This is a genomic window from uncultured Campylobacter sp. (genome assembly GCF_938002845.1).
Lineage (GTDB): Bacteria > Campylobacterota > Campylobacteria > Campylobacterales > Campylobacteraceae > Campylobacter_B.
Genome location: NZ_CALKZP010000015.1, coordinates 21,840 through 46,745 on the forward strand (window position 1 = coordinate 21,840; position 24,906 = coordinate 46,745).

The 24,906-nt window shown below is 45.8% G+C and carries 29 protein-coding genes; 17 read left to right on the forward strand and 12 right to left on the reverse strand.

What is annotated here, in order from left to right; genetic code table 11:
- The first annotated feature begins 65 nt into the window (after positions 1–65).
- From Q0224_RS02025 to Q0224_RS02060, 8 genes are all read left to right on the forward strand, one after another.
- The gene (locus Q0224_RS02025; RefSeq protein ID WP_297948722.1) at positions 66–734 is read left to right on the forward strand and encodes an SDR family oxidoreductase; all 669 of its coding nucleotides are present in this window, start codon (positions 66–68) and stop codon (positions 732–734) included.
- Positions 721–1,206 (forward strand): hypothetical protein, encoded by a 486-nt coding sequence (locus Q0224_RS02030; protein WP_297948723.1) that lies wholly within the window; start codon positions 721–723, stop codon positions 1,204–1,206. The genes Q0224_RS02025 and Q0224_RS02030 overlap by 14 nt, the downstream gene beginning before the upstream one ends.
- Entirely contained in the window at positions 1,193–1,735 is a 543-nt protein-coding gene (locus Q0224_RS02035) for a hypothetical protein (protein WP_297948724.1), read from the forward strand. Before Q0224_RS02030 ends, Q0224_RS02035 begins: the two co-directional genes overlap by 14 nt.
- 87 nt (positions 1,736–1,822) lie before the next feature.
- Entirely contained in the window at positions 1,823–2,338 is a 516-nt protein-coding gene (locus tag Q0224_RS02040) for a hypothetical protein (RefSeq protein WP_297948726.1), read from the forward strand.
- Complete coding sequence (locus Q0224_RS02045; protein WP_297948727.1) at positions 2,325–3,374, forward strand: hypothetical protein; 1,050 nt, start codon at positions 2,325–2,327, stop codon at positions 3,372–3,374. Before Q0224_RS02040 ends, Q0224_RS02045 begins: the two co-directional genes overlap by 14 nt.
- A 100-nt stretch (positions 3,375–3,474) precedes the next feature.
- On the forward strand, positions 3,475–4,506 hold the full coding sequence (locus Q0224_RS02050; protein WP_297948728.1) for a hypothetical protein: 1,032 nt from the start codon (positions 3,475–3,477) through the stop codon (positions 4,504–4,506).
- A 122-nt stretch (positions 4,507–4,628) separates the two neighbouring features.
- Positions 4,629–5,372: a hypothetical protein gene (locus Q0224_RS02055; protein WP_297948730.1), complete on the forward strand. Its 744-nt coding sequence runs from the start codon at positions 4,629–4,631 to the stop codon at positions 5,370–5,372.
- A gap of 11 nt (positions 5,373–5,383) precedes the next feature.
- The gene (locus Q0224_RS02060) at positions 5,384–6,097 is read left to right on the forward strand and encodes a hypothetical protein (protein WP_297948731.1); all 714 of its coding nucleotides are present in this window, start codon (positions 5,384–5,386) and stop codon (positions 6,095–6,097) included.
- A 39-nt stretch (positions 6,098–6,136) separates the two neighbouring features.
- Here Q0224_RS02060 and Q0224_RS02065 read toward each other — a convergent pair whose 3' ends face one another.
- The 3 genes from Q0224_RS02065 to galU form a co-directional block, all read right to left on the reverse strand.
- A complete protein-coding gene (locus Q0224_RS02065; protein WP_297948732.1) occupies positions 6,137–6,526 on the reverse strand; it encodes a VOC family protein in 390 nt (129 codons plus the stop codon).
- Between the two features lie 234 nt (positions 6,527–6,760).
- Positions 6,761–8,023, reverse strand: coding sequence for a glucose-6-phosphate isomerase (locus Q0224_RS02070; RefSeq protein ID WP_297948734.1), 1,263 nt, complete (start codon positions 8,021–8,023; stop codon positions 6,761–6,763).
- On the reverse strand, positions 8,010–8,846 hold the full coding sequence (gene galU / locus Q0224_RS02075) for a UTP--glucose-1-phosphate uridylyltransferase GalU (RefSeq protein ID WP_297948736.1): 837 nt from the start codon (positions 8,844–8,846) through the stop codon (positions 8,010–8,012). The genes Q0224_RS02070 and galU overlap by 14 nt, the downstream gene beginning before the upstream one ends.
- 70 nt (positions 8,847–8,916) lie before the next feature.
- Between galU and Q0224_RS02080 the strand changes: the two genes are divergently transcribed.
- Positions 8,917–9,525 carry a YigZ family protein gene (locus tag Q0224_RS02080; RefSeq protein ID WP_297948738.1) on the forward strand — a complete coding sequence of 203 codons (609 nt, stop codon included), beginning with the start codon at positions 8,917–8,919 and terminating at the stop codon, positions 9,523–9,525.
- 221 nt (positions 9,526–9,746) lie between these two features.
- Here Q0224_RS02080 and Q0224_RS02085 read toward each other — a convergent pair whose 3' ends face one another.
- Positions 9,747–10,955, reverse strand: coding sequence for an MFS transporter (locus tag Q0224_RS02085; protein WP_297948740.1), 1,209 nt, complete (start codon positions 10,953–10,955; stop codon positions 9,747–9,749).
- A 162-nt stretch (positions 10,956–11,117) separates the two neighbouring features.
- Between Q0224_RS02085 and Q0224_RS02090 the strand changes: the two genes are divergently transcribed.
- The 3 genes from Q0224_RS02090 to Q0224_RS02100 all read left to right on the forward strand — a co-directional run bounded on the left by Q0224_RS02090 (position 11,118) and on the right by Q0224_RS02100 (position 13,199).
- Complete coding sequence (locus tag Q0224_RS02090) at positions 11,118–11,489, forward strand: HIT family protein (protein WP_297948742.1); 372 nt, start codon at positions 11,118–11,120, stop codon at positions 11,487–11,489.
- A complete protein-coding gene (locus tag Q0224_RS02095; protein WP_297948744.1) occupies positions 11,486–12,304 on the forward strand; it encodes a cache domain-containing protein in 819 nt (272 codons plus the stop codon). The genes Q0224_RS02090 and Q0224_RS02095 overlap by 4 nt, the downstream gene beginning before the upstream one ends.
- Before the next feature lie 133 nt (positions 12,305–12,437).
- A complete protein-coding gene (locus tag Q0224_RS02100; protein WP_297948746.1) occupies positions 12,438–13,199 on the forward strand; it encodes a hypothetical protein in 762 nt (253 codons plus the stop codon).
- Positions 13,200–13,289: 90 nt separating this feature from the next.
- Here Q0224_RS02100 and Q0224_RS02105 read toward each other — a convergent pair whose 3' ends face one another.
- The 7 genes from Q0224_RS02105 to Q0224_RS02135 form a co-directional block, all read right to left on the reverse strand.
- Positions 13,290–13,628, reverse strand: coding sequence for an ATP-binding protein (locus tag Q0224_RS02105; RefSeq protein ID WP_297948748.1), 339 nt, complete (start codon positions 13,626–13,628; stop codon positions 13,290–13,292).
- A gap of 8 nt (positions 13,629–13,636) precedes the next feature.
- Positions 13,637–14,407 (reverse strand): hypothetical protein, encoded by a 771-nt coding sequence (locus Q0224_RS02110; RefSeq protein WP_297948750.1) that lies wholly within the window; start codon positions 14,405–14,407, stop codon positions 13,637–13,639.
- Positions 14,400–15,053: a response regulator transcription factor gene (locus Q0224_RS02115; protein WP_297948752.1), complete on the reverse strand. Its 654-nt coding sequence runs from the start codon at positions 15,051–15,053 to the stop codon at positions 14,400–14,402. The genes Q0224_RS02110 and Q0224_RS02115 overlap by 8 nt, the downstream gene beginning before the upstream one ends.
- Before the next feature lie 26 nt (positions 15,054–15,079).
- Entirely contained in the window at positions 15,080–16,051 is a 972-nt protein-coding gene (gene nrfD / locus Q0224_RS02120) for an NrfD/PsrC family molybdoenzyme membrane anchor subunit (RefSeq protein ID WP_297948754.1), read from the reverse strand.
- Positions 16,044–16,610, reverse strand: a complete 567-nt coding sequence (locus tag Q0224_RS02125) for a 4Fe-4S dicluster domain-containing protein (RefSeq protein WP_297881003.1) — start codon at positions 16,608–16,610, stop codon at positions 16,044–16,046. The genes nrfD and Q0224_RS02125 overlap by 8 nt, the downstream gene beginning before the upstream one ends.
- 11 nt (positions 16,611–16,621) lie before the next feature.
- The gene (phsA, locus tag Q0224_RS02130; RefSeq protein ID WP_297948756.1) at positions 16,622–18,886 is read right to left on the reverse strand and encodes a thiosulfate reductase PhsA; all 2,265 of its coding nucleotides are present in this window, start codon (positions 18,884–18,886) and stop codon (positions 16,622–16,624) included.
- An 85-nt stretch (positions 18,887–18,971) separates the two neighbouring features.
- Complete coding sequence (locus Q0224_RS02135; protein ID WP_297948758.1) at positions 18,972–20,204, reverse strand: MFS transporter; 1,233 nt, start codon at positions 20,202–20,204, stop codon at positions 18,972–18,974.
- 156 nt (positions 20,205–20,360) lie between these two features.
- Here Q0224_RS02135 and Q0224_RS02140 point away from each other — a divergent pair, with 156 nt between their 5' ends.
- Positions 20,361–20,927, forward strand: coding sequence for a PAS domain-containing protein (locus Q0224_RS02140; RefSeq protein WP_297904625.1), 567 nt, complete (start codon positions 20,361–20,363; stop codon positions 20,925–20,927).
- Positions 20,928–21,096: 169 nt separating this feature from the next.
- Here the strand turns inward: Q0224_RS02140 and recO are convergent, their stop codons facing one another.
- A complete protein-coding gene (gene recO / locus Q0224_RS02145) occupies positions 21,097–21,711 on the reverse strand; it encodes a recombination protein RecO (protein WP_297948760.1) in 615 nt (204 codons plus the stop codon).
- 93 nt (positions 21,712–21,804) lie between these two features.
- Here recO and accD point away from each other — a divergent pair, with 93 nt between their 5' ends.
- The 4 genes from accD to Q0224_RS02165 are packed head-to-tail and all read left to right on the forward strand — an operon-like array spanning position 21,805 to position 24,526.
- The gene (gene accD / locus Q0224_RS02150; protein ID WP_297948762.1) at positions 21,805–22,704 is read left to right on the forward strand and encodes an acetyl-CoA carboxylase, carboxyltransferase subunit beta; all 900 of its coding nucleotides are present in this window, start codon (positions 21,805–21,807) and stop codon (positions 22,702–22,704) included.
- The gene (locus Q0224_RS02155; RefSeq protein WP_297948764.1) at positions 22,704–23,156 is read left to right on the forward strand and encodes a 23S rRNA (pseudouridine(1915)-N(3))-methyltransferase RlmH; all 453 of its coding nucleotides are present in this window, start codon (positions 22,704–22,706) and stop codon (positions 23,154–23,156) included. The genes accD and Q0224_RS02155 overlap by 1 nt, the downstream gene beginning before the upstream one ends.
- Positions 23,157–23,165: 9 nt before the next feature.
- Positions 23,166–23,522, forward strand: coding sequence for an RNA polymerase-binding protein DksA (gene dksA, locus Q0224_RS02160; protein WP_005872423.1), 357 nt, complete (start codon positions 23,166–23,168; stop codon positions 23,520–23,522).
- A 2-nt stretch (positions 23,523–23,524) separates the two neighbouring features.
- The gene (locus tag Q0224_RS02165; RefSeq protein WP_005872422.1) at positions 23,525–24,526 is read left to right on the forward strand and encodes a hypothetical protein; all 1,002 of its coding nucleotides are present in this window, start codon (positions 23,525–23,527) and stop codon (positions 24,524–24,526) included.
- Positions 24,527–24,906 lie beyond the last annotated feature (380 nt).

The window sequence follows — 24,906 nt, forward strand, 5'->3', positions numbered from 1 at the left end:
GCGAAATTTACATGACGCGCGAAATTTAACGCGCCGAAGCGGCATTAAAATTTAAAGGAGAAAAGATGAAAGCATTGGTCACGGGCGCAAGCGGCGGTATCGGCAGCGCGGTTGCGGAGCTTCTGCGACAAAACGGCTATGAAATTTTAACGCTAAGCTCACGCTTCGAGGATACGGACGCGCTAGCGAAGGAGTGCCGCGCGCTGGCTGCGGTGCAAGGTATTGACGCGCTGATTTTATGCGCGGGTACGGCGAAATTTGCGCCGCTTGAAGCGATGAGCGAGGACGAAATTTTAAAAATTTTAAACGTAAATCTTGCCGCAAACATCATCATCGCGCGCGCGTTTTTGCCGAATTTAAAGCGCAACCGCGCCCATATCATCGGCATTAGCTCGATCGAGGCGCTGCGAGCGAGCCGCTTTAGCGCGGTTTATAGCGCGAGCAAGGCGGGGCTGCGGGCGTTTCTGCTCTGCCTTTTCGAGGAGGCGCGCAAGCAGATCAGAGTAAGCTGCATCAACCCGGACATCACCAAAACGCCGTTTTACGAGGATTTGAGCTTCGAGCCCGCAGATGATGAGGCTAGCTTCGTGGATGCGGGGGAGATCGCAAATTTTACGCTGCAAATTCTGCGCACTAAGTCCAATGTAAGCGAATTTACGATCCGCCCGCAGATCGTAAATCTGCGGAAAAAATCAAAATTTAATCGCAAAGGAAGCGAGCTTGAAAATCGGTAAAAGTCATGTTTTTGTGTTAGTTTTGGCGCTTATTATTATTTATGCCGCGTTTGTAAGCGGTAGCGGCGGGTATTGCAGCGCGAGAGAATTTTTTTCAGGCAGGCACGACGAAGAGGATGACGCCTGCATCGCTAAGCTGATAAAACGAGCGGACGACGGAAATAGTTTTGCAGAAAATAGGCTTAGATACCCAACTATGGAATATATCAAGCGAGTGTGCGAAAAGGGAGTGGAAAGCTTAGGCGAGCGAGAAAGATTTTATTTCGAGCGTTATAGTAAAGATCGTTGTAGCGCTTGGAGCTTTAAAACGCCCAAATCAAAGGGCGGCGAAGCAAATACTACGAGCGGCGATACGAACGCAACGGACGACGAGGGAAATTTAACGCGCGAGGGTGCGAATACGATCCGTAATGAAGCAGGCGCGATCAAACGCGATGTAAATTCTACGGGAGAGTCAAATGCCGGGCAATAAAGCGAGCTTGAAAGCTAGTAAAAGTCAAATTTTTTTGTTAATCGTAGGGGTTGTTATTCTGTGCGCCCTATATATAAACAGCAGTGGCGCGTATTGCAACATTTGGGAATCTTTTTTAAACAACAAGGGTGAAGAGGATGACGCCTGCATCGCTAGGCTAATAAAGCGCGCGGATGCCGGCGATGACCATGCAGTAAATCGACTAATGTATCCGAGCCAGGCATATATCAAGCGCACATGCGAAAAGGGGGTAGAAAACTTGAGCGAACGCGAGAGATATTATTTCCAAGGCTTTAGCGGGGATCGATGCGAGATTTGGGGCTTTAAAACGCCCAAATCAAAAGACGGCGAAGCAAATACGACAAGTAGCGGCGGTAATTTAGTGCGAGGTGATATGAACGCAACGGACGGCGAGGGAAATTTAACGCGCGCCGAGGCAAACAACGGCGAATCCGACACTATGGGCAACAAGGCGAGCTCGATAAAGCGCGAAGGAAATTCTACGGAAGAGCAAAATGCTGGGCGATAAGATTAGCCTTGAGGACGATATCGTAAATTTATGTCGTTGGTCAAATTTGTGAAAAAATGAGTTAAAATTTATTACTCAAGGAAAAACATGGTAAAAAAGAGATCTTTAGAAGTAAAAGGAAGCATATCGATTGCCATAATCCTGCTTTGGGTTTATTTTTTGATTACGGCGCTGGGCGGTGATAGATACTGTGGCATATGGGATTATATCGCAAATAGTGAAGAGGATGATGCCTGCATCGCTAAGCTGATAAAGCGCGCAGACGCGGGTAGTGAATTGGCGCTCAATCGGCTTAGATACCCTAGCAAGGCGTATATCAAGCGCGTATGCGAAAGGGGAGTGGAAAACTTAAGCGAGCGAGAGAGATATTATTTCGAGCGTTTAGGTGTAGATCGTTGCGAAGCTCCAAATTTTAAAGGCGGCGAAACAAATACGACAAGTAGCGGCGGTAATTTAGTGCGAGGTGATATGAACGCGACGGACGGCGAGAGAAATTTAACGCGCGCCGAGGCAAACAACGGCAAATCTGACACTGTGGGCAGCAAGGCGGACATGACGAAGCGCGAAGGAAATTCTACGGAAGAGCAAAATGCTGGGCGATGAAAATTTAGAAAAATTTTTCTCAAAAATCGACGCGGAGGAGTTTGGAATTTCGGCAGGTTCAAAGCTCGCTTCAAAAAATCATAAACTTGTAGGAAGCGCGAGAGACGGGAGCGACGGCGAGCTTTTAAAATCAAAAAATGGCGCGGAATTTTGCGGCGGACAGTCATATTTTAGCGGCGCGCAGCAAACTGAAATTTTAAAATTTAATGCCGAGCTGCCGTTTGATGCCGAGAAAGAGCGTCTTGATACAGAGCAAGCACACTTAAAATTTAACGTCCGTCCATCGCAGTCGGAACCGGGCGTTAGACAAGCGCTTGCGTTCGGTGATGAGCCGCCGCAGGCGCAGTTTAATGCCGAGCGAGCGCAGGCAAAGATCGAAAATTTCATGCGCGATCTGCTGCAAAATAACATCCTTTGCGTAAGTGGCGCGGAATTCGCCTTCGCGGAGATCGAGGCGTATTTTACGGGCGCGGATCGAAACACCTACAAGCGCACGTCGCGGGCGGGCGAGATATTTTTTCACAATTTCGGCTTTGACATTTCGTTTCGCAGCGTCCCGCAAAGCGGCGGCGGGATTTTGGTGCGAAGTCTGCGCGTCCTAAGCGGCGCAGAGCTTTTGGCGGGCTGCTTACCGGATTCAACGGACTGCTTATCTGGCTCGAAGGGCGACTTGAGCGGCTCCGTGGGCAGCGGTCCGCTCGGCTCTGCCGCCCCACTCATACAAAACGGCGATTTTATCGCGGGTCCGCGCAAATGCATGGGTAAAATTTTAAATCTGCAAACGCAAAATTTAAGCTTTTCTTTAAAGTATGCGCCGAAAATAGCGCATGCAGCGGGCTTTAGCAACCGAATCCGACGAGGCGAGATCGCAAATGAAGCGAACCTGGACGCAAATACGTCAAGCGGCGCGGCGGGCGCGGCGAAGCTTGCAAATGAGCCGCGCAGGCTCACTAGCGAGGAGTTTGAAGCATATCTGAGCGCGGGCTGCGCTGCGGCAAAAGCATATAAAAAATCGCTACAAAGATATGAGAGCTAAATTTTGATCAAACGGCGCGCAACGGGCGAGCGGTAAAATTTAATGAGCTTTAAGCGGTGGCGCTATAAAATGGCGCGTCCATCAAATTTAAAGGCGGCAAATGGATCAAGGCAGGCTTGAGGAATTAAAAAGGCTACTACAAAAGCGGCATCAGGAGCCGAAGCGGGGCTTGGAACAAAATTCTAACGGCGAAAATTTTAAAGCCCCGAATTCTGAAACCAAAAATTCCGAAGTCTCTAATTTTGAAGTTTCGAATTCTGAATTCCTGAATTCTGAACCTCCGAATTTAGAATCTCTGAATTCCAAAGCTCCAAATTCCGCTACTAACGATTTAAATTTAGAAGCCGAAGCGGATCAGAATTCTGCCTGTGATAACAACGCAGAGCCGCAAAATTTTATCTCGGATGATAGCGGCGCCTTACCGCAGAATTCCAAGGCTAGAGATTACGACGAAGATCCGATAATAATCAAAAATTATGAAAAATTTTTTGTATATTCGTTTTTAGTCCTATTATTGCCGATCTCTACGCTACATGCATTTTTGATTATAGATTGTATAAATCATGAAGATATTGACATAGTTCAGTATTTTGCTATTTTATTCATTATTTTACTATCTACGGTTATAATATCTATATTTACCATAATCCACTCTAGACAAGAGATAAAATTCACAAACAAATATATACAATTCATTAGCGACGGCTTGGTTGAAAAACGCTGTGAAATTGACGAAAACGCCTTATCTTTAAATTTCTCTATCGGAATTTTGGCAAGTTTATATGAGATAGGAAAATCTGAAAAGATATTTTTGTACTTTATCGCTATTTTTATGTGCGTAACATGGTGGAATATATTTTTTATAGCGGTATTCTTTACATATTTATTCGGGTTTTTATTAAATTTTATACTTTATCTGTTTATAAATAGGAATTTAAAAGGGTTTAGGGCTCTGCCGTTTATTAAGATCGCACGCCCCTCATATGGCAGATGGTTTAGGAACAAGCCCATTTATCCAAGATGTTATCTCGTTTATCTCTATAATCAAAAAATTTATGATGAAATTAAAGAATATTTTTTACGGAAAAGCGTAAATATAAATAACATTAAGAAAGATTACTTGTTTATCTAATGAGGAGGATAAAATGACGAGGGAAGAGGTCGCGAAGAAAGAGTCAGGCAACGTTTATAAAAGTCTTTTGTCAATTAAGCTATTACAAATTTATATCTATTTTTAAAGAAGGGCTTGAAATAATGGAAAATTATAATGAACAAAAGGCCAGAGATTACAACAAATATCCGATAATAGCAAAAAATTATGAGAGGCTGCCAATATCTACAATTACGTTTTTATATATGCCTATGATTTTAGGCGGATATATTCTAAGCATATGGGATTTAATTTTTTCAAAACACCATATATCGATGATGGAAATAGGCTCTAGTATTATATTCGGAATTTTTATAGCGATAGCATTGAGACTTATTTATAGCTGCTGCGTAAGCAATAATAATCGAAAAATCTACTTTATGAATAATTCTATAGATTTCTATAACAACGGCGAGCTTGAGAGAAGGACAAATAACCTTCATTTAAATTATGTGATAGGCAGACCATTTTGGGGATATTGCAACGATGATAAAGTTCGTCGCCTCATTTATAATATTATTATAATTTTTTCTATTGCAGCATTATCGTTTCTGTCATCGCAAATTCTATTATTCTTCATTTTCTCAATACTTTCTGCAATCTTTTTGAAAATATTTTTTCACTTTTTAATTGTAGGCAATTTTAAGAATTTTTCATTCTTTTCTGCAATCATAGTGGATTATCCTTACTATGAGCAGGAAAATACTTATTATTTAAGCTCTATTTTGTCGGCAAAAAATTATTTAGTTTGCGTATATGATGCGGAAAGGCTAAACGAAATAAAAGAATGGTTTTTGATTAGAAAACATATCGATATTGATAAAATAGAAAAATATTATCTTAGCTAAAGCGGGTGGTTATGGATACAAGGAACAAAGAGGTTGAGTTTAGAGACTACGACAAAAATCCGATAGTAATAAAAGACTATGCTTTTTACGACTATATGAAATATTACACGATTGCTACGCTTATAGGATGTTTATTCTTTATCTCGGTCGTTACCGTAGTAAACCCTATTGAGCCCAAAAATTTTAGATTACTCCCTTTCGCTTTGGTAATGTTTTTTATCAGGCGAAAGCAACAAAAGGGCGTCTATTTCGTATTTAACGATTCGGATATCAAATATTACAAAGAAGATAAAGCTTATAAATCTTTGAAGTTTGAACAAATCGGCGCCGTTGCGATCAGTTTTGATCCTCGCTGGGACCGGCAGCAGAGGATAAGCATACCCGAAATGCTATTTTTGTCACTTTGGCCTTTGGGCGCATACGTTATGCGCGGAATGCATGCGATGATCGCGCTAATTTCGATGATAGCAATTAGCCTATTCGGAGCGGGTATATTGATGCATCTTAAAAATGGCAGTTTCAGATGCTTAGGTATTCATGACCGGCTTGTGATATACGGCGAAACGGGCGATCTTAGAATTATAAATGTTTTGATTTATAGCGAAAAAGAGTATCTGGAATTAAAAGAGTATTTTATGCGCAAAACGCATATAGATTTGGATACCGTCCCGCGCACCTTGTCGGTATTTAGCAAAAAGGTAAAATTTAGAAAATTTAAATTCTAACGCTCCGCTTGAAATTTTGCCTTTAAATTTACGCGCTAATCAATCTCTGCCTTCATATACGCCGAGCTCTACGAGATTGCCGTCAGGATCGCGCAGATAGATACTTTGCATAGCGCCGCGCGCGCCCGTGCGAGGCACGACGCCAAGCTCTATTTGCACTCCTTTGCTTTCAAGCTCCGTTTTGAGCTGCTGCGCGCTTTGATCTTCGCAGATGAGGCAAAAATCCGCCGAGCCTGCGCTAGGACGCGCCGCAAACGGCGCGAACTCGCCCGCGCGGGTGTGGATATTGATCTTTGAAGAGCCGAAGCGCAGGCTGTGTTTGCCGCCCTCGCAAACATGCTCTAAGCCCAAAATCCCTTCGTAAAATTCCACGCATTTTTGCAGATCCTCCGTAACTAGGACGAAGTGATCGATCTTCGTGATTTTCATTTCATCTCCCTGTGCGCTTGTAAGTCGCAAAATTTTTACGCCTCGCGGTGCAATCTTGGAATTCTGCTGTGAAATTTTGCGACAAAATTCCAAATGCTCATAGCGCGAAATCAAAATTCCGCGACGTAAATTTTAAAATTCTAAAATTTAGCCTAAGTAAAATGGGGCGCGAGCAAAACCTGACTTTAGTAAAATTTAGACCGACGAAATTCCGTCTAGCTAGCGCAGCAAATTCTAATCTCGCGATTTTAAAACTAGCGATTTTAAAATTCTCTTGCCTACCTCGACGCCCGGCTGATCGTAAGTGCTGACGCCCAGTATCGCTCCGGTGGCGCTGGTTAGCAGCTCGAAGTAGTAAAATAGCTCGCCCACGCTCTGTTCACAAAGCTGCGAAACCTCGATAAGATCGACGCTGATACCCTCATTTAGCACGGCTTGCAGCGTAGCATCGCACTGCAGATTTAGCACCTCATCCAGTCGCATGCCGTTTACGAAGTCGCAGCCCTCAAGACCTTGCAGACTGATACCAGGTACCGCGTCCGTAGTGCCGTTGTCCGTGAGCTTTAAGAAGGTCACGGTCTTATCCTTTACGCCGTCCATTATGAGCTGAAGGAAGCTGTGCTGATCGCGCGAGCCTACAAGCCCTACAGGAGTAAGTCCCTCGCGGCTAAAGCCGATCTTTTTACCTAGGCTTTCCGCCCAGAGCTGCACATACCACTCGCCCAATGCGCGCAGCGCGTCGCCATAGCTAAAAAGGATGTTGATTTTCGCACTTTTGTGCGTGGCGTAGTGATGGGCTTTTCGTAGAATTTTATTCTCCGCGATTTTAGCGGGATCGCCTGCTAAAATTTCATCCAGATACCGCTCTTTTGCGACGGCAGCCCCGCGCAGCATCGCGCTTGCATCAAGACCTAACCCAACTGCGGGCACTAGCCCTACCGCACTTAACACGCTAAAACGGCCGCCTACGTTAGCAGGCATATTTATCACGCAGGCGCCATACTTGTGCGCGAAGACATCCAGCGGCGAGCCTGCATCGGTGATAAAGATGAAATTTTTAGCTAGCGCTTTTAAATTTGAAATTCCAAAACGCTGCAAAACGACCTTAAAAAGCGAGATCGTTTCAATCGTGCCGCCCGATTTGGAGGATACTATGAAGATCGTGCGAGCAAAATTCAACCCTTCAAGCGCGCGGTTTACGCTGTGCCCGTCGAGATTATCTAAAATTTCAAAGCGCAAATTCTTTCTTACGTGCGGACGCAGCATCTCATAAAGCGCCCGCACGCCCACGCTGGAGCCGCCGATGCCTATAAGTACGACCCCATCGTAGCTTCGCGCGCTAAAAAATTCCTTTGCCCGCGCTATTTCGTCTGCGCCTTGCTGCGGCAGGCGGTAGTAGCCTATCTCGCCGCTTTCGTATTCGGCGCGGATCTTTGCCGCTACCTCCTCTAGCGCGCCCTCTTTTGCCGGCGGGAAAAACAGCTCATTTTTTACCATCGCCGAATTCTCGCTCGTAGAAATATTTGATCGCTTCCACGTAGCCTTTTACCGAGCCGCAGTCGAAGCGAGTGCCTTTAAATTTATACGCGATCACTACGCCGTTTTGAGCCTGCTTCAAAAGCGCGTCGGTGATCTGCACCTCGCCGTTTTTACCGGGCGCCGTCTGCTCGATGAGATCGAAAATATTAGGCGTTAGGATGTAGCGCCCGATGATGGCTAGGCTCGACGGAGCCTCGCTAGCCTCGGGCTTTTCTATCATATCCGAGACCATTATCAGATCGTCGCTGATGCTCTTTCCTGCGATGATGCCGTATTTGTTTACGTCCTGCGGCGGCACTTCCATCACCGCAACGACGCTGCAGCGGTATTTTTCGTAAATTTTAACCATCTGCGCAAGCACGCCTTCGCCGTTTTCGTTTACGCACAGATCGTCTGCAAGCACCACGCCGAAAGGCTCGTCGCGGATTAAAATTTTACCCGTATAAATTGCGTTGCCGAGTCCCTTCATCTGCTCTTGGCGCGTAAAAGAGAAGGTGCAGCGCTTCATAAGCGCTCTGATCTCGTCGAGCAGATACTCCTTACTGCTGCCTGAAATTTGATCCTCCAGCTCGTAGCTGCGGTCGAAATAATCCTCCAGAGCGCGCTTGCCGCGACCCGTGACGAAAGCCATATTGTCCATGCCCGCTTCCAGCGCCTCGTCCACGCCGTAGTGAATGAGTGGCTTGGTAAGGATCGGAAGCATCTCTTTAGGTAGCGATTTGGTCGCGGGCAAAAAGCGCGTGCCGTAGCCCGCCGCGGGAAATAAACAAGTCTGGATCATGAAGCTCCTTTGATCTTTTTTTGAACTTTTATTATAATGCAAAAAAGATAAAATTCCGCAAAGGAAAGCCTTGAAAACGATTGAAAAAGAGATCAGCGCCGCGCAGGAGATTAAAAAATCAAGCTTCATCGCCTATCTTGCGCCGCTAGCGAGCTTTGAGACGCTGCGTGTGCGGCTGCGGCAGCAACATCCCAAGGCGCGGCATATCGTCTGGGCGTATCGCGCGCTGGGTGAGCCCGGGCAGATCGTAGAAAACTCAAGCGACGATGGCGAGCCCAAATCAACTGCGGGCGCGCCGTGTCTAAACGCGCTTCGCGGCGCCGAGCTAATTAACGCCGCAGTGCTCGTGGTGCGCTACTTCGGCGGCATCAAGCTAGGCACCGGTGGGCTCGTGCGCGCATACGCCAGTAGCGCAAATGCCGCGATAGACGCCGCTGCGGACGCCGCAGAGCTAGTGGAATTCGTGCTGCGTAAGAAGTGCATATTTTTCGTGCCGTTTGCGGCGGTGGCTAAATTTGAACATTTTTTAAAAAAATCGGGTTTCGTTTATGAAGCGAGCTTCGGTGCTTCTGGAGCGGAGTTTAGCGCAGAGTTTAGCGCGGAGGAATTTGAAAAATTTAAAGGCTTTGCAGATGCTCTCGCGCCGGCTCTTAAAATGCTGCGCGAGCCGGAATTTTAAAATTTCAAAATTCTATAAAATTTAAAAGCTCGTCTCGGCTAGATTTGAAAGCATAAGCAGATTTTGCATTTTATCGTAGCGGAATTTTAAAGCTAAAGTGAAATTTCATCGTGCGAAGCATAAAATCCGATAAATTTTAAAATTTTCAAAATTCTGTCGTAATTTAGCTTGCAAAATTTCGCGAAAATTCCGTCCGTAAATTTCAAAATCCCATAAAATTTTTAAAATTTTACGTGCTTCATCTTAGCTTCACGCACAGGTAGGCTTAGCAGAGCTGCAATAGCCGCTAGCGTCATATCCAAATACCACATATAATCATACGCGCCGTATGCCCGTACCGCAAGACCCCCGATATATGCGCCAAAAAATCCGCCGATTTGATGCGAAAGCATCGTAAATCCAAATAGGCTTGCTAAATATCGCGTCCCTAATAGCTTACCGACGGCAGCCGCAGTAGGCGGTACGGTCGCTAGCCAGGTAAATCCTAATCCCACGCTGAAGATATAAAACGTAAGGCTATCTTTGGGCGAGAGCACATAAGCACCAATAAGAGCGATACGCAGGGCATATATGCAAAATAAAATGACTTTACATCGCACTTTGGAAACACACCATCCTACGAATAAGCTGCCTACGATGTTTGCGATGCCAATCAGTGCGAGCGAAAAGGACGCTACCTGCGCGCCATGCCCGCTTAGTGCTACTTCGCTAGGCAGGTGCGTCACTAAAAATGCTACGTGAAAACCGCACGTAGCAAAGCTTAAATTTATCAAAATATAGCTTTTATCGAGCAGCGCCAAACGCAGCACTTCGCCTAAGCTGCGCTTATCTTCTTCATGCAGGCTGGTTTGTTCGCCAGATAGAATTTTACTGCCTGCCAAAAGTCTTGCAAGCGGCAGAATTAGCAAGCTAAGCCCTGCGAGTGTAAAAAATGCGCCGCCGTATCCTAAAGCGGGCGTTGCGATACAAAACCCAATCATAGGCGCAAATAAAAACTGCCCGAATGAGCCGCCTGCATTTAGCACTCCGCTGGCAACCGAGCGGATAGAAAATGGCAGGCGCTTTGCCATTAGGCTCATTAGAATCGGAAAACTACCCGCGCCAAGCCCTAGCGCAAGCCCAAAACCCATCGTTAATACAAGCGAGCTTTCACTACTAAATAACGGCACAATAGCGCAGCTAATCGCCAAAAGCACGCTGCCCCAAAACAGCACGACGTAGGCACCGAGCTTGTCTGCAAGTATCCCGCTAAGCGGTTGCGAAAAGCCCCATACCAGCTGCGTAGTTGCCATCGCAAAGCTTACTTGTGCGATGGATAGGGAATTTGCTTGCATTATGGGCTGCACGAAAAGACCTAATGACATACGAATGCCCATCGTAATCATCAAAATTGCCGCGGCGCATAGGATCATTATCCAAACTGATTTCATATATATTCCTTTTAAAAGATAGAATTATAGCATAAAAATCACGAGTATATCGAGATTTTATAGATATATTTAATTAATGTATTTTAGTATATTATTTATGTAAGAGGAATTTACCGAGCTTTAATGGGCTTTGCATTAAAATTCCATTTTCAAGGAGAAGCGATGATTTACGAAGATGAGATGATTTATGTGGAGCGCGAGGAGCACGAAGTGCCGTGGGTGAAGGTCTTTACGAAGGCGAAATTTAAGGAGCTTAGCGACTGCGACGAGGCGACGCTGGCGCATCTGTGGCACGCCGTGCTTCAGTGCGAAAAGAGCCTGCGGGAGTTTTACGCGCCCGATAAGATCAACATCGCAAGCTTCGCCAACTACGTGCCGCGCGTGCATTTTCACGTCCAAGCGCGCTTTAAAAATGACAGCTTTTTTCCGGAATCCGTTTGGGGTAAAAAGATGCGAAATGGCAAGCTCGATCTGCCGGAATTTAGCGAATTCGCAGAAATTTTAGCGGCAAATTTAAAGATGGAATTCAGATGATAGGCGCGCGATCCAAAAAATACCTAAGCCTTTTCGCGCTTGCTTGCTGCGTTGCCACCTTTGCATTTTACCTGCGCTTTAAAAGCGAGGAAAACGAGATAAAAATCAAGCAGCAGTTCGATTTTAGCGCGAGTTTGTTTGAAAAGATCGTGGACGAAGAAAAGCTAAACGCCTTTGCGATCTCGCTGATTTTGTCGCAAAACAGCGACGTGGTGCGCTGTTTTGAGAGCGGCAAACACGGCGAGTGCATGGATGTGACGAAAAAATACAAAGATATTTTAAGCGCGGTGCCCTTTTATACGGGCGTGAAGATACATTTTCATACGCAAAACACCAGAAGCCTGGCTAGGAGCTGGAGCGACGAATTTTATAACGACGATCTGAGCTCGTTTCGCCATTCGCTTTTGCAGATCCGCTATAGTCTGCTTCCAAAAGCGCTCGTCGAGATGGGGCGGTGCGGGGTCTTCATGCGCGGAATTTCGCCGGTTTTTAGCGACGGTAAATTTATCGGAAGCGCCGAGATAATGCTCGATTTCGAGCACGTCATCGCGCAGATCAACCGCATGGGAAACGATATTTTTATCCTCGTAGATAAGAGGTTTGAGACCGACTGCTTCTACGATAAAATAGGCGTTATCAAGGACTTTATCGTCGTAAACAGCGCGCCGGATTACGACGTTTTGTCGATTTTGGCGACGCTTGATTTTGGGGCGCAGAGTTTTATCAAAAAGGATGGGCATTATTTTTACGTGAGGGCGTTTTCGGATGAAAACGGCACGAAGCTGGGCTATATAATTTTGCATCGCGAAGGCTAGCGGCGGGATTTAAATTTAGGCGACCGTGGCTTGTTTGCCTTGTCGCGGCGACGCGGCGAGCGAGCGTTTTAAATTTAATCGCAAGATCGCGGAAATTTGCGCTGAAATTTTAAATTTTAAAAGGAGCGTCGGTATGAAATTTTATAAATCCGTTAAATTTAAAGCAATAGCTGGCGTGCTGCTTCTGACGGCGATACTCTGCGCCGCATTTATCCGCATCATCCCCGATTATTCCACTTCACGAGGCTTCGCGATAGTTTCTCTTTCCGACTATAACAAATACAAGCAGGGCTATTGCCTCAAAGAGAATAGAATTTTACCGAAGAAAGAGCTGTATAAAAGAGCGATAGGGCAGTATTTGAATTATGAGTTAAAACTAGAACAAATGATCAATGATTATAGGACCTACGCCTATGGCAGTTCTTGGCGTAGCTCATATGAAATTGCATACTATGAACTAGAGAACATAAATTTATCTAATTGGTTTGAAGTATTAAAAAAGCATCATGATAATAATGAGACGTTTGAGGAAATTTTTATGAATAAATTAAAGGCTAAAAAAACCGACCCAAAGAAATATATAAAGATAAATTTGAACGATATGAGTGCTGGATTTGATAGACCGATAATTATTCTAGACGGCGCTTATAAAGGACCGAATATTCATATATTGTTAGATAAGTTTGTTTTAATTTATAAAAATTATATACAACGCAACCATTCCGAATACCTATTTGATAGAATGAATTTTTCTGAAAAAATCAAAGAATATTATCAGGAAAGAAACAAGGCGTCGTTTGATATAAAACAGGGTTTTGAGCTGGACAACTGCGGAAATCTAAATTATCCATTGAAAGAATATTATTTAGGTAGTAGAGAGGCAAAAGGCGGCTGAAAAGCCGCGCTAAAACAAAATTTAAAAAGCCCTAGCCGCGAAATTTCACTTCTAAATTTTAAAATTTGCGCCCAAATTTAACGCACCGTTTTAGTCCAAAAGCTTCTGCTTAAACAGCGGGATTTTGTAGCAAAAGGTGCTGCCCTCGCCAAGCTTCGAGCTGACGCTTTTTGCGATGCCGTAGCGCTTGCAAATTTTATCGATTATGTTTAGCCCGAGACCGAATCCGCCAAGAGCTGCGTTTTCGCGCGAGTATCTCTCCCAGATCGCGCTCGTATCCTTTATGCCGATGCCGAAATCCTGCACGCTAAAGACCGCTATGCTCACCCTTTTTTCCAGCCCGATGATGATTTTGCCGCCAGGGCGAGAGTATTTTATGGCGTTGCTTAGAGTGTTGTCGATGAGGCGCATTAGCGAGGTTTCGTCCATAAAAACGCTCACACTGGCGCTATTCGCGATTGCAAGCTTATGTTTTTGCTTTTTGCGACCAGATAGATGAAATTTATCCTAGCGCTCAAAAACTCGCTCATATCGATGCGCCGGCTTTTTAGGCTCATCTTGCCGCTTTTGATGAAGTACTCCACGTCCTCGTAAGTAATGATCATCTGCTTGAGCGCGGATTTTATGCGCGCCGTGTGTTTATCGCGCAGCTCAAGCATCTCGGTGTTGATGAGCGCGACGCCCAGAGGGGTCTTTAGCTCGTGCATCGCGTCGTTGAAAAACGCCTTGATGAGGTTGCTTTGCTGCGCGTAGAAATTTTTAATGATTTTGTAGTTAAACAGCGCGATGATGAGCGCTACGAAAATTGTGATAAAGATCGTAGAGATCGCGATAAATTCTATCTTGGCGTAGCTTATCTTTTTTGAGATGACGAAAAAATATAGCTTGCCCTCATGTAGAAAATGGCGCTTAAAAAATACCCGTCCGCCGAATTTCAGCGTAATAAACGCAAAATCGGGCGGCTGCACGCTAAGGTTTGATCTTAAAATTTCGCCGTTTGCATTTAGGATCGCGTAGTCGTAGATGAGCTCGTCTTTTAGATCGGGATACGCGCCGCTTAGGGCTTCGCCACTTTTTTGTATCAGCTCGGCGACGTCGGCGCTCTCCTCGATTTTGGAGTTTAAATAGATGATATAAAGGCTCTCGCTTATAAAGGCGCCGATGATGAAGATCGCGCTAAAAAGCGTAAATTTAAACCCTTTAAGCATTGATCTTATATCCGAGTCCGCGGCTGGAGAGGATGAAGTCGTTGCTCGTTTTGGAGCGGAGGTTGCTGATATGCACGCGCACATCGACGCTGCCCGCCTCGCCGTCCCACACGTCGGCGATGAGCTCATCGACGCTTACGAATCTTTTGATATTGGCGAGCAGAAATTCTATGATTTTAATCTCTTTGGCGCTTAGCGATATCTTTTCGTCCGCTCGTTTTAAAATTTTTAAATTTGCGAAGTAGTGAAATTTATCCGCGATCTTGACGGCGCCCTTTTCATCGCCGAAGTACTTTCGCATCAGCTCGCTTACTCTAAATTTAAGCTCGGCTAGGTGGAAGGGCTTTTTTAGATATTCGTTGCAGCCAAGCTCGTAGCACTGGCTCAAATCGTCGATGTCGCCAAGCGAGGTCATCATCATCACGGGGGTGCCTAGACCGAGGCTGCGGGCATATTTTAGCACCTCTTCGCCCGAAACCTCCGGCACTTTGATGTCTAAAATCAGCAGATGGTAGGCATTCGCGGCGATCTTATCACAGGCTGCGTCGCCGCTAGAGCATTCGTCCACTTCGTAGCCAAGCTCCTGCAGATACTCGCTTACGCTGCTTCTGTATTCAAAATCGTCTTCTAAAAGTAAAATTTTCAAACCCGTTCCCTAAATCGGGAGCGAGACTACGCTCCCGTGCAAATTTGCCCCGCATATACGATATAGTAACGAAGCAGAATGACGCCGCAAAGCACGACGAAAGAATTTAAAACTATAAACGCAGGCTTGTAGGCGTGGTTTTTCAGCGCCGTAAAGGCGATGATGATCGGAGCGATGAGCCCCGTGCCCAAAACGCCGATCCAGAAAATTTTACCGTAAACCTCGTGCGTCAAAGCCTGCTGTGCCGCAAGCGCGCTCGTGCCGCCCTCGAAATACATTCCGACAAATAGAATGAATAAAAGCGGAATCTCAAAGAGTATCGCGCGCAGATCAAGCACCAAAAGGTATTTTATGCTATCTTTGTTTAACGAGCCTTTAAAAAACAGAAGTCCAACTAAAATGCTCGCCGCGATGCCGCTGGAAAAGCCCGATAGCAAAAATAAAATCGGCAGCACCGGAGTATTCCAAAGCGGAATTTTCATTACCGCGCTTAACAAAAAGCCCGTATATGCGCCCACGCAAAGAGCAAGGATAAATAAAACTCGCTCGAAGAGTTTGGAAGCTTTGGCAAACGAGCCTAGCAAATTTACGATAGGGCGCAGGAATGCAAATAGTTTAAATTTACAAATTTCTTCGCCGAATACGCATAGCGCAAATACAAAGCTGAGCGGCACGTAGATTAAAAGAGCCGCCACGCCTATGCTCATTACGGAGCCGAAGTTAAATTTGATAAGCAAAAGATAGAAGGTAAGAGGCTTGCCCAGATCAAAGATCAAAAGCAAAAGCCCCGCGCAGATCGTGATCGGCGCCGTGATCGCACCCGCTCTAATCATCGCGTCCCAGATGGAATTTTGCTCGCTTTCGTGGTGGTTCCATTTGACCAAAAGCGCCACCATCGTCGCTCCCGCGCTAAGACCCGCCAAAAATAGATAAATCGCAATCGGCCAAGGCCAGTAAATTTCAGAGTATTGGCTCATATCGCCCCACATATTATTCATAGCGTCCTCCTTTTTTGTTTTTGATATTCGCTAGGCGCGGTTTGGTGTTTAGATACGCTTTCGGATATTCTACGCTCGTTTTGGCTAGCAGCTTGCTTACCTCGGAATTTACGTCATTTACGTCGCCGAAAGTTAAAGCATCTGTTGGGCACACGCTTACGCAGGCGGGCTGTAAGCCTTTGCTAGTGCGGTTCGTGTAGCAAAAGGTGCATTTACCGATAGCGTGCGTGATAGGATCGACAAATCTAGCGTCGTAAGGACAGGCCAGGATGCAGTATTTGCAGCTGACGCAAAGCCTCTCGTCTATGAGCGTTACGCCGTCTTTGGTTTTAAAGCTCGCTCCCGTAGGGCAGACGTCCACGCAGGGGCTATCCTCGCACATAACGCAGCTGGCGCGCGAGTAATCAAGCTTTAAATTTGGAAAAACGCCGCTTGTTTTGCCGTGAACCTGCAGCCTATAAACGCCGCTAGGCACGCCGTTTTCGTTCCTGCATGCAACCGAACAGGCTTGGCAACCTATACATAAATTTTCGTCGTGAATCATTATGAGTTTTTTCATAACCGCCCCTTTCAAATTTTAACTATATCGACGCCGACGTTGGTTACCATCGTGCTTACTACAGGACCCGCAGCGGGATCGAGAAGGACGCTTTGGTTCGTGCCTATGCCGTTCGTGCGCTTTAACCCCGGGCTTACGTGCCCAAAACCGTGGTATAAAAATAGGCAATCATCCCTGATGCCTTGCGTGACGAAAATTTTAGCTTTTTGCTCGCCGAATTTATTTTTGAGCTTCACGATATCGCCCGTCTTTAGCCCCTCCGCTTTTGCGGAAGCCGGGCTGATCCAAACCGGCGATTCGCTCATCATATCGTTTAAAATTTTGACATTTTGAGTGTGGCCGTTGGTGTGAAGCGCGGTCTTGCCGGTCATGAGGCAGTATTTGTGTCCGCCGAATACGTCCATACCCTCGGTATTTAAGCAGCCGTATCCCGCAAAAAGCTCCTCCACTTTCGGCGCGAAAAGCTCGATCTTGCCGCTTGGGGTTTTAAATTTCATCTGCGAGCTCATCTCGCCGTTTTCGTCCACGAACTCCGCGGCGGCAGGATATTTATCAATAAATTTAGCTACGAGCTTCGGCTCTCGGTAATACAGCTTCGGCACCTTGTAGCTTACGTAGCCGTTTTTGATTAAATTTGCGATTAGCTCGGCGTTGCCTTTGGCTTGCTGCATGCGGTATTCGTCGATATTGTTCCAGGTGTAGTCCTTATCGATCTTCATCACCCTCGCAAGCTCTCTAAAAATTTCATAGCCGCACTTCGTATCGCCCACCGGCTCGACGGCTTTGTTTCGCATCACAAATCCCGGCGCGGTGCCGCCTTTGTTTTGAATCGACTCGTCGCGCTCCAAATACGTGGATTCGGGCAAGATCACGTCGGCTAGGCACGCAAAGTCGCTCATATACACGTCGATTGCGAGCACGAAGTCTAGCTTTTTGATCGCCTCTACGCTCTTATCCACGCCCGCAACGTTGATGAGGTGGTTAAAGCGCGTGCTGACCCAGCCTTTTACGGGGTAAGGCTTTTCGCTTAAAATCGTAGGCGCGATCTGCATCAAAACGCCGTGTTTGCGTGGCACGAAGAAATTTTCGCTACCTTCTTCGCCGCAGCCGTCGATACGCGCGGTCTTTGGAATTTTAAAGCCTTTATCCGGGTTTGAGATGGTAGGGAAGAGATCCTCTTTGCAAAGCGAGTTGAAGGTTTTGGAGTCTTTAGAGAAGTAAATTCCGCCCTTTTTCTCGACGTTTCCCATTAGCGCGTTTGCGATCGCGATGGCGCGCGTGCGGACGTATTCGGCTTTGGCGGTCGTGGTTTTATGACCCCAGTCGATTACAACTGCGGGAGCCGCGGCGTAAATTTCATTTGCGATGCGCTCTACCTTGTCCGCTTTGATCCCAGTAATGGCCTCTTGCCAAAGCGGCGTCGTATCCTTCACGGACTGCCTTAGCTCCTCTAGCCCCACGGCGTATTGTTCGATAAATTTTTTGTCGTATTTGTTATCGCGCAGCCAGACGTGAATCAGCGCCATCAAAAACGCCGCGTCGGTTCCCGGTTTTATCGGCAGCCACTCGTCAGCTTTGGAAGCTACGACGCTAAAGCGCGGATCGAGGACCAAAAGCTTTACGTCCTCTCTGCTTGCGGCTTTTGCGAGCTTTTTGGTTTTTGAGATATCAATTCCCTCAAAAAGATTGTGGCCGAAATTTACGATGTATTTTGCATCGCCGTAGTCTCTTTGCATATTAGCGCCGAAGGTGTGCGGTACGGCGATATTGTAGGTAACCGGGCAACAGGACCAGTGCGAGTAGATGTTCGGGCTGCCGTAAGCACAGGCGAAATTCATCATCTGAGTGTGGTGCTCGCCCGTTTTGGATGTAAAAACCACGCTCTGCGGGCCATATTTTTGCGAAATCTCGTCTAGCCTCTGCGCGCAAATTTTAAGCGCTTCGTCCCAGCTCGCCTCTCTAAATTTGCCCTCGCCGCGCTCGCCTACGCGAATGAGCGGCTTAATGAGCCTTTGATCGTCGTAGAGCTGATTGATGCCCGCTCCGCCGCGAGCGCAGACGGAGGTTTTGTTTGAAAATCTGTGGTTGCCCTCGATTAAAGCGCCGCGGCCGTCTTTGACGGTCACCTCGATAGGACAGCGCGAAGAGCACATCTCGCAGACGCTGGCGACTTTCTTTTCCGTCCCGCCGGTGACCGCGCTAGCGTTTAAATTTAGATTTAACGTCGCTAGCGTGCCGATTGCGGCGGTGCTTTTTAAGAAATTTCGTCTATTCATAAAAACTCCTTACCTTTAAATTTTGGTAGGAATTCTAAGGCTTCATCGTAAAAATAAGGTTAATTTTGATAATGCAGCTTTTGGCTTAGACTTTATCTCGAAAGATAAAATGCGTCCTGCGCCGTATTTTAAAGCCGTAAAATAGCGCCAGCAGTAGCAAAATGCTAATTGCGCCGCAGATCGCAAGGGCTACGCGAGCGCCTAGCAGCTCGGTAAAAAAGCCCGATATGAGCGCTCCAAATGGCGTACTACCTATTAGAAATAGCGCGTATAAGCTAAGTACGCGCCCGCGGAATTCGTTGCTTACGTGCATTTGCACGGTGGAGTTGATGCTTGAGTTTGTGATTACGAAAAGAAATCCAGTTACGGCAAGCCCTGCTGCGGCCCATGCGAAGGAATTCGCAGCCCCAGTAAGAGCTAAGCTCACCCCCATAGCGATCGCGCACGATCTGATTTTACGGATGCCAAGTTTATCAAAAATTGCTACGAAAAGCGCGCCGCAAAAGGCTCCCACGCCTAGAGCCGACATCAAATATCCAAAGCTTCGCTCATCCGCGCCGAGGCTAAGCTTAACAAGTGCCGAGATCGTTACATTATAATTTGGCACCAGCGTCGCTACTATAAGCACTATTATCATTAGCTCGCTTAGAATTTTTTTGTGCGATACATACGAAATTCCAGCACCGATCGAGGCAAAAACGCCTCCGCTTCTGCTAGATAGCGTAGTAACGGATGGCGGAATTTTTATGAAAAACAGCGAAACGATGATGCCTAAAAAGCTAAGTGCATTGAATAAAAAGCAAAAGCCCACGCCCCACAGCGCCATCACGATCCCCGCAAGTGCGGGTCCTGCAATACGAGCGACATTAAAGGACATAGAATTTAACGCTATGGCGTTGGCTAGATCGCGGGGCGAGTCGATGAGGTCTTTTACCATCGATTGACGGCTCGGGGCGTCCATGCTGGTAAAGATGCCGCTTGCAAAAGCACAAAATAAAATTTTGCCGAAAGAATATAGCTCGCAAAAGCTCATAACCGCGAAAATTGAGGCGGTCACCGCCATGCCTATTTGAGCGAGCAAAAGGATCTTTTTGCGATTAAACTTATCGAGTAGTACACCGGAAAACGGCGTGAAAAGTAGCGCGGGCAAGAACCTCGCTGCAGCTACGAGGCTGACCTTAAAAGCGTCTGCGGTGATGCTTAGCACTAGCCACGGCAGCGCGACGCTTTGCATCCAAGAGCCGATCAGCGAGAGGTTCATCCCGATCCAATAAATTCTAAAATTTGAGTATTTAAGCGATAGGAAGGGATTTTTCAACGCGCTGCCTTTTGAAATTTTGATTTGAGATTATACATTAAATTTTAAAAATTCACTTAAAGATTTAACATTTATAAAAATTTAACGAAAATTTAATATTTCTGAAAAGAAAAATTTTATATACTCTGCAATAAATTTTTAAGCAAAGGATTAAAAATGCAAAGACCGACTCCGATTAATCAGGAAATCAAACTCGATGAGAAGCGCTATATAGTTTCCAAAACCGATCCGAAGGGCATTATCACGTTTGCAAATCCGTATTTTTGTATGATTTGTGGCTATAGTGAGCTTGAGCTTTTGGGGCAGCCGCATAACATCATACGTCATCCGGACATGCCGCGCATAGCGTTTAAGCTCATGTGGGATACGATACAACAAGGCAAGGATTTTACCGCCGTCGTAAAGAATTTAGCCAAGGACGGGCGCTTTTATTGGGTCATTACGGAATTCACTTCTAAAAAAGATCCTGTGACAGGGCAGATCACCGAATACACGGCATTTCGCAAGGCTCCACCAAGATCCACGATCGAAACTATAGAGCCAATTTATAGGGCATTGCTGGATGCTGAAAGAAACGGCGGTATGCAGGCTAGCCAAAAGGCGCTCGTGGACTTTTTAAAAAGTAAAGGCGAGACCTACGAGAGCTGGATCGCAAAGGTCTCAGGCAAATCAAATCCGCTCACCGCAATGTTTTTTAAGGCAATGAAAAAGCTTTTTAGCTAGTCCGGTTAAAATTTAATGCAAACCCCGCGCAATGCGATTGTTTGGCTTTGCGCGAGAAAAGGCAGATAAAGTACAAAACCGCCTGTTCATGAAATTTTGAAATTCTACGAAATTTTAAATTTAGCGCCCAAGCTTTGAAATTTCACGTCTTCATCAAACGCGCTACAGATCAAAGCCCCTCAAGCGTTATGTCGTAGAGTCTCTCTACCGTTTCGTCGTTTAAATTTAGCGTCTTTTTGCTTCGTAAAAATTCTAAAATTTCATCCTGCGTAAAGCCCGCTCTTTGCGCGCAAAGCTCGTGCGCAGGCAAAAAGCCGCGGCATAGCGCGATATTTTCCGAAATTTCTTCGTCGCATAAAAAGCAATATGGCTCGTCGTGCAACCGCCCCTCAAATTTTAAAATTTCGGCGTAGCTTTCTACGATTATGCGGCGCGGATTTTGTTTGCCAAAGCGCACAGCAGCTCGGTTTAGCAGCTCGTAATAGAACTTATCCAGATGCTCGGCATCTTTTAGATGCGCGTGCAAAAGCCGCATAAACTGCTGCCAAAACAAAAGCTTCTCGCGGTTTCCGAGCCACGAGTATCCCAGATGCATCACGCCGCTAAGGCGCGGGAGGAAGTTTTGATTTTGCGAGAGCTCGAAGTCGATCTTATAGCCCTGGATGATGTTTGAATGACGCGCGCCGTAGAAGCGATACGCACGCACGAGCGCGCTTTCGCTCAGCACGTCCACAATGCAGTCCTCGTCCCTAACTTTGGTCGTTTTTAATATAAATCCTTGCATTTTCCTATTTTAGCGAAATTCACATATAAATTTAAATAAAGAATTTTAGGTTATAATCAGAAGTTTCATTTTATAGAATTTAAAGGAAATCATATGAATTTTGGAGATCTATTTTCAAAAATACGTAGAACGCAGCCCGCACCGAGCGAAGCTCCTACGCATTGGATCAAGTGCCCAGGATGCGGCGCGCTGATGTATAGCAAAGAGGTCGAGCAAAATCATAGCGTTTGCCCCAAGTGTAACTATCACCTTCGTTTTGACGCGCAGGCTCGCATCGATCTGATCTGCGATGAAGGCTCTTTCGTGGAGTACGATCAAAATTTGCAGCCCGTCGATCCACTAAAATTCGTCGATAAAAAATCCTACAAAAAGCGTATTGCCGAGAGCAAAGAAAAAACGGGCAGGCTTAGCGCAGTGATCGCGGGCGAGGGCGCTATAAGTCGCCAAAAAATTCAGCTCGTGGTGTTTGATTTTAACTTCATGGGCGGAAGCCTGGGCTCCGTGGAGGGCGAAAAGATCGTGCGCGCCGTAAAGCGCAGCCTTGATAAAAACGAGCCGCTAATCATCGTAAGCGCAAGCGGTGGTGCTAGGATGCAAGAAAGCACCTTTTCGCTGATGCAGATGAGTAAAACCTCTGCCGCGCTTAAAATTTTATCCGAGCATAAGATTCCTTTCATATCCGTTCTTACCGATCCTACGATGGGCGGCGTGAGCGCGTCCTTTGCATGGTTGGGAGATATCATCATCGCAGAGCCCGGCGCTCTTATCGGCTTTGCCGGGCAGCGCGTCATCAAGCAAACTATCGGCGCGGATCTGCCGGAGGGCTTTCAGAGATCGGAATTTCTGCTCGAGCACGGATTAATTGATGCGATCGTTCCTAGAGCCGAGATGAGGCAGTATCTAAGCGATATAATCAACGTGCTTAGCAAAAACGCCGTGCAGATTGACGACACGAGTGATAAATCGCTGCACGAAGATGGAAGCGAAGAGTAGTGCAGATAACGGTAAATTCCATCCAAAAGGGCGCGGACGAGTTCGCAGGCGCGATAAGCGATTATAAAAAAATGGCGGCTAAATTTGCGACGGTGCGAGATGAGACGTTTTTTAATGCTAATATCGCTCGTGCCCAGAGCGCGTCTCGCGAGCTCGCACTTATGGCGTACGATGAAGCTTATCTACCGCGCCTTAGCGGATACGTCGTAGCTCTGGATGAGCGCGGACAGGAGCTAGATAGCATGGAATTTGCGAGTATGCTAAAGGATAAAAGTAGCGTGTCATTTTTCATCGGTGGCGCTTACGGACTTAGTGAAAATTTTAAGGCAAAAGCCGATAAAATAATCAGTCTTAGTAGGCTTACGTTAGCGCACAAAATCGCTAAACTTTTGCTCTTTGAGCAAATTTTTCGCGCACTGTGTATTAACGCAAACCATCCATATCACAAATAAAGGGAAAGAATGAAAAAAAACGAGTTGAAATTTTACAAGAAAATTTTAGAAGAAAAAAGAGAGCAACTCATCGCCAATATTAATAGCTCTGTAAATGAAATTTCGGAATTGCGCGAAAATAAAGCTGCGGATGATTTTGATGTAGCGAGCATGAATACGGATTTAAGCATCGAATACTCGCTCAATGTTAATCAACAAAAGGCGTTTTTAGAGATTGAAAGCGCGCTTAAACGTATCGAAAACGGCACTTATGGGCTTTGCGAGAGCTGCGGCGAACAGATAAGCTTAGAGCGTCTTAAGGTAAATCCAGAGGCGAGATTGTGCATTTCGTGCAAGGAACAGGCGGAAAAGCAAAATAGGAGTTAGCTATGAAAACCAAGCAATTCTTTTTATATTCGATCGTTTATATCGCAATCGTCGCGATTTTAGTTTTTACACAGCAAAGCAGTAGCTATACACTGGGGCTTTTCGGTTTTACGCTTACGCTTCCTGTGGCGGTGTGGATCGTACTGCCGCTAATTTTATATATGATTTTAGCGATTTTTCATATCGTTTTTCATAGCTTCGCGTTTTATCGTACAAAAAGGGCGATCGCAAAGGATCTAAGCGCATACGATGCGATGAGTAAAGAGGTTTTGCTGGGTCTTGATACCAATAAAGACTTTAAAACCGAGTATTTTAAAGACCCGAGCGAGCTTACTAAAATTTTATCTCCGTGGTACGATAGCACCGGCATAGATGTCAAAAATGAGGATCTAAAAGAGGTCATAGGCGTTATCGAGAAGGTTAAAAACGGCGAAGTGGCGGATCTGCGAAAATATAAACTTCCTAAAGATAACGGACTATTTTTGCAAAACGAGCTCAATCGCCTCGACGCCGAGCCTGCGTATGCGTATGAAATTTTAAAAACTAAGGGCGTTTATAGTGAAAATATCACTAAAAAAGCCTATGCCGTAGCGCTTGCCAAAGGAAGCTACGATAAGATCAAGGCCTATAAAATTCCTCAAGATATAGCCGAGGTAAATATTTTAGTGGATCGCGCGGTAAATGACGCGAGCTTTGAGATCAGTAGTGAGGAGCTTTTCGATCTCGTAAATAATGAAAAATTTAACGAGCAGGATTTTATCGGCTTTGCCAAAAAGCTAAAAAATCATCTCGCTCCAGAGCAATACAAAGCCTTTTTCGAGCGGCTCAAAAACGAGAATCAAGAAGCGACCGAGGCATATCTGTACGCGCTATATGAGCTTGGCATGATCGACGAGTTTAGAGAGCAGCTAAGCCTCGCCGACGGCGACGAGTTTGAGAAGTTTAAAATTCTGCTATTTTTGCGAGACAACGGCAAAAACGTCCCTGCGTCGCTGTTATTTTAGCTCGGTAATTTTACCAGTTCGTTTTATGCGGGTAAGAGAGGCTGCTTTTTACGATCTGTGCGGCTATCAAACACAGCCTGCGCGATAAAATTTAAAGTGCGGGTAAAATTCTAACTCGCGCAAATTTTAAATTTCAAAATTTATCGAAAAATCAATGCGCGTAAGCGGTAAAATTTAAAAGATTTGCTTGCGTAGTGCGCGTGTAAACGGGTTTTGCATTTATGCGATGAAATTTAAAATTTAAACGTAAAGCGTAAGACTTGCTAGCCGAATAAAGTGCTGAAACTTTAAAATCCGCGCGGCGTTTTGCAAGCTGCTTGCTGGGCTCGCCGTGCAAATAAAATTGGTGGCGATCATTCTTGCTGCCGTTTTGCCGCCAT